Below are 10,497 nucleotides of genomic sequence, written 5' to 3' on the forward strand. Positions count from 1 at the left end.
ATCATGTCCAATGCCCAAGCTCGCCCGCCACTTCCACCTTTTACCCGTGAAACAGCCATCGAGAAAGTTCGACTCGCTGAAGATGGCTGGAACAGCCGTGACGCGGAGAAAGTCTCGCAGGCCTATACGCTGGATACCCAATGGCGTAACCGCGTTGAGTTCGCCACCAACCGCGAAGAAGCGAAAGGTTTCCTGACCCGCAAGTGGAAAAAAGAGCTGGATTACCGCCTGATCAAAGAGCTCTGGGCGTTTACCGATAACCGCATCGCCGTGCGTTACGCCTACGAGTGGCATGATGATTCCGGTAACTGGTTCCGCTCCTATGGTAACGAGAACTGGGAATTCGAAGCGGATGGCCTGATGCACCGTCGCTTCGCCTGCGTTAACGATATGCCTATCAAGGAAAGCGAGCGCAAGTTCCACTGGCCATTGGGCCGCCGCCCGGATGACCACCCTGGGCTGAGCGAGCTCGGGCTGTAAGTGATCTTCCGCCTGAGCGTCTTCGTTAGCGAGCTAGCCCTGCCCACAGAACGCATCAGGGCTCACGGTTATTTGCCAGAAGATTTGCAGCCGGTGCGAGGGGCCGCGGCGAGTGGCTTAGCTTCTCGCTGATCAATGCGCCGAGCTGCTCAGCCTGGGCAGCGCTGGCGCAATTGGTGAAGCTCAGCAGCAGCCCTGAACGGCGGGGAAGCGCCAGATGCCAGCGCGACAGGGCCTGTACCGCGATCCCCTTGGCGAGCAATTGCTCCGCCAGGAGGGTGTCACTTACCCCCTGCGGCAGGCGCAGCAGCAAATGCATGCCGCCTGGAGACCGCTCGACATGCCAACCTTTGGGCAAGCTCCGCTCCAGTGCGCCGACGGTCAAGGCCCGGCGTTCGTTGTAGAGCCGGCGCATACGTTGGATATGACGGGTGAAATGGCCCTCGGCAATGAACTGCGCCACCAGGGCCTGGGTCATCGAGGGTGAACCGCCGGAAAACAGTGCGTGGGCGACCCGCTCGAACGCTGCAACCTGAGCCAGGGGCACCACCAGGTAGGCCAGGCGGATACCGGGGAACAGCACTTTGCTGAAGGTGCCCGCATACAGCACCCGCCCATTGCGATCCAGGCTGGCAAGCGGCGGGAGCGGGCGGCTGACATAGCGGTACTCGCTGTCGTAGTCGTCCTCCACGATCCAGGCCCCGGTGCTGGCGGCCCAGTCCAGCAGCAGTTGCCGTCGCGGCAGCGACAAGGCCATGGACAGGGGGCTCTGATGGCCCGGTGTGACCATGGCGACCTGCGCTGCCCTGGCGTTGGCGATAGCCTGCTCGACATTCATGCCCTCGGCATCCACTGCCACCCCCTCCAGTTCAAGCCCGAATTGGTGCAGTACCTGGCGCGTGACGGGATAACCCGGGTCTTCAACCCAGGCACGCTCGCCGTTGCGCAACAACGTCTGCGCTACCAGCGACAGGCTGTTGCGCCAACCGCTGGTGATGAACACCTGCTGGGCCGTGCAAGCGATGCCCCGTGACATCTGCAGGTGCGAGGCAATCGCGCTGCGCAGTGCTGGCAGCCCAAGGGGCGGCGGGTAGTCCAGGTCACCCGGCTGCATCCCGCGCAGGTAGCGAGCACCCAGGCGCGCCCAGATCTTGCGCGGGAAGGCATCCATCGCCGGCAAACCCATTTGAAATGGAAAAAGCTGTGGCGGGCGCCGCAGGGCGTCCGGGTCCTCGGGACCATCACTGGCCGGGGGCTGCGCTGTCGCCGCGGCTGCGGGCGGGCGCAGCTCAGGGTTGACCACGGTGCCTTTCTGCTTCAGGCCCAGCAGGTAGCCCTCACTGGTGAGCAACGAATAGGCAAGCTCGACGGTGCCACGTGCCACCCCCAGCTCCTTGGCCATGGCCCGCGCAGACGGCAAGCGGTCACCCGGCGCCAAGGTGCCTGCTGCTATCGCGGCGAGCACACGGTTGTAGAGTTGCCGGTAGAGCGGCGCGGCGGAGCGCTCATCGAGCGGTGCGAAGGATGGAGAAGAAAACGTCATCATGGCCTAGTTCATATACCCTTTCTTGGCTCATTCAAATGGGTTGAACGTGGTTCATCATAGCCCCGTCACCCATCGAGCGAGCTTTGCCACCATGACGTTCACCCCGGCCCCCTCAGTACCGCGTGAGCCTGACCTGGCTGATTCGGACCTGCGCTATCTGGACGGCGAGAATGACCTGCATCTCGCGTTCCCGGTCATGCAGCAACTGCGCCCGCACCTGGCTGGCGAGGCCGACTTCATCGGCCGCGTCCAGCGTATGCGCGCTGAAGGCTATCGGCTGCTCGGGGGCTTCGACTCAGGCCAACTCGTGGCGCTGGCAGGTTACCGCCTTCAGGAAAACCTGGTCTACTGGCGGTTCCTGTATGTGGACGACCTGGTCACCGCCGAAACGCAGCGTGGCCAGCAGTGGGGCGCACGATTGCTGGCTGCCTTGCAGCGGTTGGCCCAGGCCACGGGGTGTGCGCGCCTCGTGCTCGATACCGGGTTGGCCAATACCCGCGCCCAACACTTCTATTCCCGTCAAGGCCTGCACAACAGTGCCACGCGCTTCCAAAAACAGTTCGCTGCGCCTTGAGCGGCAGCACGTCTCTCAACGAGGTAACTTCATGACGTCGTCAGAGCAGCCCAGGGCGCCTTTGCGCATTCTTCGCCTGATCGCCAGCCCGAACGGTCAGGCATCAGAAAGCTTCAAACTGTCCCAGCACATTCTGCTCGGCTTGGCCGTGCAGGCTGGCAGACGCGGTATCCAGGTCACCGATTTCGACCTCAATGACCTGGCGCCCGTCGACGCCGGGTATGCCCAGGCCCTGGCCAACCCAGGAGGGCCTGAAGCCGTAGCGCAAGACGGCACATTGAACCGTTCCGACGAACTGATTGGCCAGTTGCAGGCCTGCGACCTGCTGCTGATTGCCACGCCAATGCATAACTACAGTGTGCCAGCACCGCTCAAGGCCTGGATCGATCACGTGGTACGGGTCGGCATCACGTTCCTGAGCACTGCGGCAGGCAAGGTGGGCACGGTGGTGGATCGGCCGGTTTATGTGGCTGTAGCCTCCGGGGGCTACATCAGCGGGCCGAATGCCCGCCAACCCGACTTTCTCCGGCCATACCTGTCCGCCGTACTTGCCACGATTGGCCTAAAGCAGGTCAATTACTTCACCCTCGAGGGCACCGCCAGAGGGGCGGAGTTTCTGCAAGCGGCCAGGGCTGCTGCACAGGCTGAAGTGCAAGGGTTCTTCGCCGCGTCTTCCAAGCCGCTACCGCAGGGGCAACACGCATGAGAGGAAGTGACCCGGGTCAGTGAGACGCACGTATCGGACGATGCCTACGCCGCCGCGTCGGCCGCGTTCACAGAAAAAGATTTGGTCGAGCTCACCGCGGCCATTGCCGCGATGAACGCGTTCAACCGCATGGGTGTCAGCTTCCGCTTGCGACCGGCCGCAAAAGCGTGAGGGTTGGTGGCAGGGGTTCAGGCCTGTAGCGGCGACCTCCTGCCCGTGATGCTTAAAGCGTACCGATGCGAGCCAGCGCTTGCTGCAGCTGATCGCGTTGCAGCGTGTCGAAGGGCAGGGCGAAGAATGCTTCGCAACGGGCTGTTATCCGCGCCAACGTGGCGTGGAAAGCCGCGTCGACGGTCGCTGCATCGCCCTCTACATCGGACGGGTCCTCCAGGCCCCAGTGCGCCTTCAGTGCCGTGCCGAAGTACACCGGGCAGGCTTCGCCGGCGGCCTTGTCGCACACGGTGACCACGATGTCGGGCGGGCACCCCTCGAATGCCTCGTTACCCTTGCTGCTCAGGCCCTGGGTCGAAATGCCGGCCTGCTGCAGGGTGGTCAGGCTGCGAGGCAACACCTGGCCCTTGGGAAAACTGCCGGCACTGACGGCTTCAAAGCCGTCAGGCGCCAGGTGATTGAACACGGCCTCGGAAAGGATGCTGCGGCAGCTGTTGGCCGTGCACATGAACAGAACTCGCATAGGGGCTCCTCCGCTTGCTGGCGGACTATCAGAGGCTAAGGCGCAGTGCCAAAGCCGAAAGGGTGATCAACAGCACGGGCAGGGTCAGCAAAATGCCGACCTTGAAGTAGTAACCCCAGGTTATCCGCACGCCTTTGCGCGCCAGCACATGCAGCCAGAGCAGTGTTGCCAGGCTGCCGATAGGGGTAATTTTCGGGCCCAGGTCGCAGCCAATCACATTGGCGTAGATCATCGCCTCGCGCACCAGGCCTTGCGCTTCGCTGGCCTGGATCGACAACGCGCCGACCAGCACGCTGGGCATGTTGTTCATGACCGAAGACAGCAACGCTGCGATCAACCCGGTGCCCAGGGTGGCACTCCACAGCCCTTGTTGAGCCAGGCGGTCGAGCAGTTGGGTGAGCATGTCGGTCAGGCCGGCATTTTTCAGCCCGTAGACCACCAGGTACATGCCGAGCGAGAAAATCACCACCTGCCAGGGGGCCTCGCGCAGCACGCGGCGGGTCGCAATGCGCTGCCCGCGCGCGGCGACCGCGAACAGTAGGGCGGCACACACGGCTGCCACTGCACTGATCGGGATACCCAGTGGCTCAAGGGCGAACAGGCCCACCAGCAACGCCAGCAACACCCAACCCCCGACCGTGAAGGTGGCACGGTCGTGGATCGCTTCGCCGGGCGTTTTGAGGGCTGCAACGGTGTAGTGCTGCGGTATGTCACGGCGAAAGTACAGCGACAGTACCACCAGCGTCGCGGCGACGCTGGCCAGGTTCACCGGCACCATCACCGAAGCGTACTCGGCGAAGCCCAACCCGAAGTAATCGGCCGAAACGATGTTCACCAGGTTGGAGACAACCAGCGGCAGGCTGGCGGTATCGGCGATAAAGCCGGCGGCCATGACGAAAGCCAGCGTCGCAGCCGGCGAGAAACGCAGTGCCAGCAGCATCGACATTACGATGGGGGTGAGGATCAGCGCCGCACCGTCGTTGGCGAACAATGCCGACACGGCAGCACCGAGGAGTACGCAAAAGGCGAACAGGCGGTAGCCGCTGCCATTTGCCCAGCGCGCCACATGCAGGGCTGCCCATTCGAAAAACCCGGCTTCGTCGAGCAGCAGGCTGATGATGATGACGGCGATGAACGTGAACGTGGCGTTCCAGACGATGCCCCAGACCGCCGGGATGTCGTGCAGCGAAACGGCACCTGTGGCAAGGGCGATGACCGCGCCGAGCGCGGCGCTCCAGCCAACGCCAAGCCCTTTGGGCTGCCAGATGACCAGGGTAAGGGTGAAAACGAAGACTGCAATGGCGACCAGCATAGGGTTCTTTCTCGTTGTTGATCAGCAGCAGGCAGAGCCCCGGACAGGGCGGCCATCCATGTTCTGCAGGCGTTGGGTGTTGTGTGCCAACCATTGCTCGTTGGCCTGTAGCGTCGCCAGCAGAACCGCATTGACCCAAGTGGGCAGGTCCGGGTTGAGGCGGTAATACACCCATTGCCCCTGGCGTCGGTCCAGCAACAGGCCACTGCTGCGTAGCTGGGCCAGGTGGCGGCTTATCTTCGGCTGGCTGTCGTTCAGCGCGCACATCAACTCGCAGACGCAGAGTTCACCCAGCCTGGCGATCAGCAGGGTGGCGCGGGCACGGGTTTCGTCGGCCAGGCATTTGAACACTTCAGGTGGGGTAATCATGGCAGGGTCTTTACATATGGAAATCCGAATATACGTATTTCCATATGTATTGTCCAAGCGGATTTGTGAGCTGCCGCCGCGGCCGCGCCTTGTCATTTGCCGGGGCTTGAGGCAGGGTCGAGGGCAATGACGTCTCTGCCAAAGGAGCCAGCCCATGTCAAAGCTTTATCCCAGTGTCGACCCCGAGGGTTTGATCGAGTACTCGGTGGTGTACACCGACCGCTCCCTCAACCATATGTCACAGGCATTTCAGGGCGTGATGAAGAACATCTCCGGCACCTTGAAACAGGTGTACAACGCCCAGGGCGTGGCCGTGGTGCCGGGCAGTGGCACGTTTGGCATGGAAGCAGTGGCGCGGCAGTTCGCCACTGGCCAGCAGTGCCTGGTGATCCGCAACGGCTGGTTCAGTTATCGCTGGAGCCAGATTCTCGAGATGGGCAACATTCCGGCGGCTACCACGGTGCTGAAAGCCAGGCCGGTGGAAACCGGGCGCCAGGCAGCCTATGCGCCACCGCCGCTGGATGAAGTGCTGGCGGCGATTGCGGCACACAAACCGCAGGTGGTCTTTGCCCCGCATGTCGAAACGTCATCCGGGATCATGCTGCCCGACGACTACCTGCGCGCGGTGGGTGAGGCCGTGCATGCAGTGGGCGGCTTGTTCGTGCTGGACTGCATCGCCTCCGGCGCGGTGTGGGTCGATATGCACACATGCGCCGTCGACCTGCTGCTCAGCGCCCCGCAGAAGGGCTGGAGTGCTTCCCCATGCTGCGCCTTGGTGATGTTCAGTGCCCTGGCCCTGCAACGCATCGAGCAGACACAGAGCAGCAGTTTTGCCTGCGACCTGAAAAAGTGGCTGCAGATCATGCAGGCTTATGAGCAGGGCGGGCATGCCTACCACGCGACCATGCCTAGCGATGCACTGGCAAGGTTCAACGGCGTGATGAACGAGATGCGCGCCTACGGCTTCGACGCACTGCGGGCCGAGCAACAGGCCCTCGGCAAGCGGGTGCGCGCCCTGTTGACCGGCAAAGGCATCAAGAGCGTGGCCGCCAGCGGTTTCCAGGCCCCGGGTGTAGTGGTGAGCTACACCGATGATGCCGCCATCAAGAACGGCAGCAAATTTGCCGACCACGGGCTGCAGATCGCCGCTGGGGTGCCGCTGCAGTGCGATGAGCCGGCAGATTTCCAGACTTTCCGCATTGGCCTGTTCGGGCTGGAAAAACTGCAGCATATCGAGCGCGCCGTCAGCACGCTGGAGCAGGCGCTGGAGGAGGTGCTGGCGGAATAAGGCTTCCCGCCAACCCTTGCAGCCAAGCCGCGTCGCTATTGTCGTCGCCAGACCTCGCCTTGCTCGCTAACCACCCAAGGCTTGTCAGCCGGGTCGATGCATACCCCGCCTACCCAACGCTGAGCAGGGCGCTGGTCGAGCCAGTGGCGCTGGCCGGCCAGCACCTGTTCGGCGAGTGCGGTCAGCCGTAATGGCCGATGGGCCCAGGCGTCGCCCGGGCCTTCGCGCAGCAGCGGGTGGGGTGTATGGAGCAACGGCTGCAGGAGGGCATGGAACATCATGTCGCCCAGGTAAGGGAGCGGCTCATCCTGCTGCATCAGTTGGGTAAACACGCGTCCGGCTGGCAGCTCCCCATGCGATGCCAGAACGCGCAGCAGCAGGCGTTCGGTCAGGCTCAAGCCGTCGCTGGCGCCAGGCAGCTCTTGCAGCTGGCGCGCCAGTGCCCGGCCCAACAGCGGCAAAGGCCGGTGCTGGCGGCCAGCGAGGGCGGCCCAGGCTTGGGGTTCAGCGGCGGTGTAGGCAGCCCAGGCCTGGCGCGCCAAGGTCAGTGCATCCTCACCCAGCGCGCGACGTTGTGGCCATAGCCAGGCCAGCAGATCCGGGGCCAGTTGGCCGATACCGATGAAGCGCTCTACGCCAGGGACCTGGTCGATTTCGATCAGCTCCAGGCGTCGCGGCAAACAGGGCAGGCTGGCGAGCACGCGGATCAGGAACAACTGGTCGTAAGCGTCGGCTTCGCACCACAGCACCAGCTGACTGTCGCCGTTCAAACCGGCCAATGCGGCTTGCTGTGCAGCCTGGCGCGGGGCGACAGCCTCGGCGCTGAGGTTGAACGCTTGCTGTATGAACGCGCCGCGCACCGGCCAGTACCGATCTTCTGGCAGGGCCGGCACCGGCCCCATCACCATGGGGTCGTCGAACATCTGGAAAGCGCCGGCAAACCCCGCAACCCGCAAGCTGCGGGCAATATCGTTACCGCAGCGCCAATGCTGCACGGCGGCTTCGTCATCGGCAGCGAAGCCAGGCTGGCGTGCGGCGAACGCTACGGCATCGGCATGCGCCTTGAGCTTGGGCCAGCTGGCGAAGCCGGCTTCGCGGGCCACCAGCCATTGGGTATCGGCAAGGCGATAATGGGGGCCAGGCAGGCCAAGGGTGCGCAACTGTTCCCGGGCGTCGTCGGCCTGGTGGTGCTTCAGGGCGTTGAGCAAACGCTTGGCGCGTTTGCGCAAAGCGGCAAGATCGAGCAGGCCATGGTGGCGGGATGCATGGATGGTGGGCATGCCAACTCCTTTGAGGCTCGGTCCGCCGACAAGCCTGGAGCTGGTATGGAAACAGGTTATCGCATGGCTCGGGTAACCCCTTTGCGCGGACCGCAGGCGCAGCCAGCGCCAGGGCTCGACTTTAACCGCATCGCGGCTTGGCTGGCAAACCCAGGCTTTCCCTGCCGAGCCCGCCAACGCATGCGCTGCCAGGCACCGCGCGGGTTGCTTGGCGAGGCCCCGCATGCAGGCAACATCTGTGCGGTTACCGCCCACAAGCATGCCTGAGCCCCTCAAGCCGGCGCCGCGCCGCTCCGATAGCAGCACACCCACCGTCGCATCATCGATCAGAAGTGGTGCCAACCAGGAGTACTGCCCGCATGCTTGCCAACTTGAAGATCCGCACCGGAATGTTCTGGGTATTGTCGCTGTTCAGCCTGACCCTGCTGTTTTCCACCCTCAGTGCCTGGCGAGCGGCGGTTGGCAGTGACCAGCAGATCACCGAACTGGACCAGACTGCGCACCAGTCGGACCGCTTGAACAATGCCTTGCTGATGGCCATCCGTTCCAGCGCCAACGTGTCGTCGGGCTTCATCGAGCAACTCGGCGGCCACGACGACAGTGCTGCCCAGCGCATGGCACTGTCGCTCGAGTTGAACGAAAAAAGCCAGAAGCTGGTCGACGAATTCGTCGAAAACAGCCGCGAGCCGGCCCTGCGCACTTTGGCGACCGAGTTGCAGGCGACCTTCGCCGAATACGCCGCCGCGGTGGCCGGGCAGCGTGAGGCCACCCGCCAGCGCTCGCTGGAGCAATACTTCAAGGTCAACGTCGACGCCGGTAACGCCATGGGCCGGTTGCAGGCGCTACGTCAGCAACTGGTTGGCGAATTGGGCCAGCGTGGCCAGCAGATCATGCTCGAATCCGATCGCCGCCTGGCCCGTGCGCAGTTGCTCAGCCTCGGCCTGCTGGCGCTGACCTTGGCCCTGGCAGCCCTGTGCTGGGGCTTCATCGCGCAGCGCGTGCTGCACCCCCTGCGTGAGGCCGGCCAGCACTTTCAGCGTATTGCCGGGGGCGACCTGAGCATGCCAGTGCAGGCACAAGGCAGTAACGAGATCGGCCAGCTGTTCCACGAGTTGCAGCGTATGCAGCAAAGCCAGCGCGACACCCTGGGCCAGATCGGCCGCTGTGCCCGGCAACTGGACGAAGCCGCCACTGCGCTGGACGCGGTAACCGAGCAAAGCGCCAAAAACCTGCGCCAACAAGGCTTGGAGCTGGAACAGGCAGCCACTGCCGTGACCGAAATGACCACCGCCGTGGAGGAGGTTGCACGCAATGCGATCAGCACCTCGCAGACCACCAGCGAGTCCAACCAGCTAGCCACGCAAAGCCGCCGCCAGGTCAGCGACAATATCGACGGCACCGAGGCCATGACCCGCGAGATCCAGACCAGCAGTACCCACCTGGAGCAGTTGGTGGGGCAGGTGCGCGATATCGGCAAGGTGCTGGAAGTGATCCGCTCGGTCTCCGAGCAAACCAACCTGCTGGCGCTGAACGCCGCCATCGAAGCGGCGCGTGCCGGGGAGGCGGGCCGCGGCTTTGCCGTGGTGGCCGATGAAGTGCGTACGCTGGCCTACCGCACGCAACAGTCGACCCAGGAAATCGAGCAGATGATCGGCCGCGTACAGGCCGGCACCGAAGCGGCAGTGGCGTCGATGCAGGCCAGCACCCACCGTGCGCAGTCGACCCTGGACGTCACCCTGGCCTCGGGGCAGGTGCTGGAGGGTATCTACAGTGCGATTGGCGAAATCAACGAACGCAACCTGGTCATCGCCAGCGCCGCCGAAGAGCAGGCGCAGGTTGCGCGCGAAGTGGATCGCAACCTGCTGAACATCCGTGAACTGTCCAACCATTCGGCGGCCGGGGCGCATCAGACCAGCGCTGCGAGCAAGGCACTGTCGGGCCTGGTGGGGGAGATGACGACCTTGGTCGGGCAGTTCAAGCTTTGAACGCCTTCGGCCCTGAACATTTACGAGCCTCGCAGAGATCGAGCGGCCCTCGCGCAGCGCTCGGTCTCTCGGCGCGCGCCTGTCATCGAAAACTCAGCCGACATTTCCTACGTTACGCCGGGAAGTGCTGGACTTCTCGCAGAATCGGTTCCCCGCTAGCGTTCATGTCTTCAGTTTGCCGGAAGACAAGGACCTCTTCATGCACCACCCACCTCAAGGCCGCGGGGCCTTCTGTTGCTACCGATTTCGCCTGAGCGCTGAGC

At 63.8% G+C, this 10,497-nt stretch carries 10 protein-coding genes and 1 pseudogene; 6 read left to right on the top strand and 5 right to left on the bottom strand.

The features are described from left to right. The first annotated feature begins 3 nt into the window (after positions 1 to 3). Positions 4 to 480 carry a nuclear transport factor 2 family protein gene (locus QME24_RS01750; RefSeq protein ID WP_054904038.1) on the top strand — a complete coding sequence of 159 codons (477 nt, stop codon included), beginning with the start codon at positions 4 to 6 and terminating at the stop codon, positions 478 to 480. Between the two features lie 55 nt (positions 481 to 535). On the opposite strand, the gene QME24_RS01755 is transcribed toward QME24_RS01750, so the two are convergent. After that, positions 536 to 2,026, bottom strand: a complete 1,491-nt coding sequence (locus QME24_RS01755; protein ID WP_281690737.1) for a PLP-dependent aminotransferase family protein — start codon at positions 2,024 to 2,026, stop codon at positions 536 to 538. Positions 2,027 to 2,117: 91 nt separating this feature from the next. On the opposite strand from QME24_RS01755, the gene QME24_RS01760 reads away from it, so the two are divergent. The 3 genes and pseudogenes from QME24_RS01760 to QME24_RS01770 form a co-directional block, all read left to right on the top strand. Continuing rightward, complete coding sequence (locus tag QME24_RS01760; protein ID WP_280091316.1) at positions 2,118 to 2,600, top strand: GNAT family N-acetyltransferase; 483 nt, start codon at positions 2,118 to 2,120, stop codon at positions 2,598 to 2,600. Between the two features lie 31 nt (positions 2,601 to 2,631). After that, on the top strand, positions 2,632 to 3,306 hold the full coding sequence (locus QME24_RS01765; protein WP_154211011.1) for an NAD(P)H-dependent oxidoreductase: 675 nt from the start codon (positions 2,632 to 2,634) through the stop codon (positions 3,304 to 3,306). Further along, positions 3,307 to 3,477: pseudogene (locus QME24_RS01770) on the top strand (carboxymuconolactone decarboxylase family protein); the annotation flags it as partial. Between the two features lie 52 nt (positions 3,478 to 3,529). Here the strand turns inward: QME24_RS01770 and QME24_RS01775 are convergent. The 3 genes from QME24_RS01775 to QME24_RS01785 are packed head-to-tail and all read right to left on the bottom strand — an operon-like array spanning position 3,530 to position 5,681. Further along, positions 3,530 to 4,000 (bottom strand): arsenate reductase ArsC, encoded by a 471-nt coding sequence (locus QME24_RS01775; RefSeq protein WP_054903963.1) that lies wholly within the window; start codon positions 3,998 to 4,000, stop codon positions 3,530 to 3,532. Positions 4,001 to 4,028: 28 nt separating this feature from the next. Beyond that, positions 4,029 to 5,312, bottom strand: a complete 1,284-nt coding sequence (locus QME24_RS01780; protein WP_029885760.1) for an arsenic transporter — start codon at positions 5,310 to 5,312, stop codon at positions 4,029 to 4,031. A 21-nt stretch (positions 5,313 to 5,333) separates the two neighbouring features. After that, the gene (locus QME24_RS01785; protein WP_280091317.1) at positions 5,334 to 5,681 is read right to left on the bottom strand and encodes a metalloregulator ArsR/SmtB family transcription factor; all 348 of its coding nucleotides are present in this window, start codon (positions 5,679 to 5,681) and stop codon (positions 5,334 to 5,336) included. Positions 5,682 to 5,835: 154 nt separating this feature from the next. On the opposite strand from QME24_RS01785, the gene QME24_RS01790 reads away from it, so the two are divergent. After that, complete coding sequence (locus tag QME24_RS01790; protein WP_232892133.1) at positions 5,836 to 6,969, top strand: alanine--glyoxylate aminotransferase family protein; 1,134 nt, start codon at positions 5,836 to 5,838, stop codon at positions 6,967 to 6,969. A gap of 35 nt (positions 6,970 to 7,004) precedes the next feature. Here QME24_RS01790 and QME24_RS01795 read toward each other — a convergent pair whose 3' ends face one another. Then, positions 7,005 to 8,249, bottom strand: a complete 1,245-nt coding sequence (locus tag QME24_RS01795; protein WP_280091318.1) for a DUF1835 domain-containing protein — start codon at positions 8,247 to 8,249, stop codon at positions 7,005 to 7,007. Positions 8,250 to 8,608: 359 nt separating this feature from the next. On the opposite strand from QME24_RS01795, the gene QME24_RS01800 reads away from it, so the two are divergent. After that, on the top strand, positions 8,609 to 10,234 hold the full coding sequence (locus QME24_RS01800) for a methyl-accepting chemotaxis protein (protein WP_232892131.1): 1,626 nt from the start codon (positions 8,609 to 8,611) through the stop codon (positions 10,232 to 10,234). Positions 10,235 to 10,497 lie beyond the last annotated feature (263 nt).

The organism is Pseudomonas sp. PARCl1 (genome assembly GCF_947311875.1).
In the GTDB taxonomy this organism is placed as follows: Bacteria; Pseudomonadota; Gammaproteobacteria; order Pseudomonadales; family Pseudomonadaceae; genus Aquipseudomonas; species Aquipseudomonas juntendi.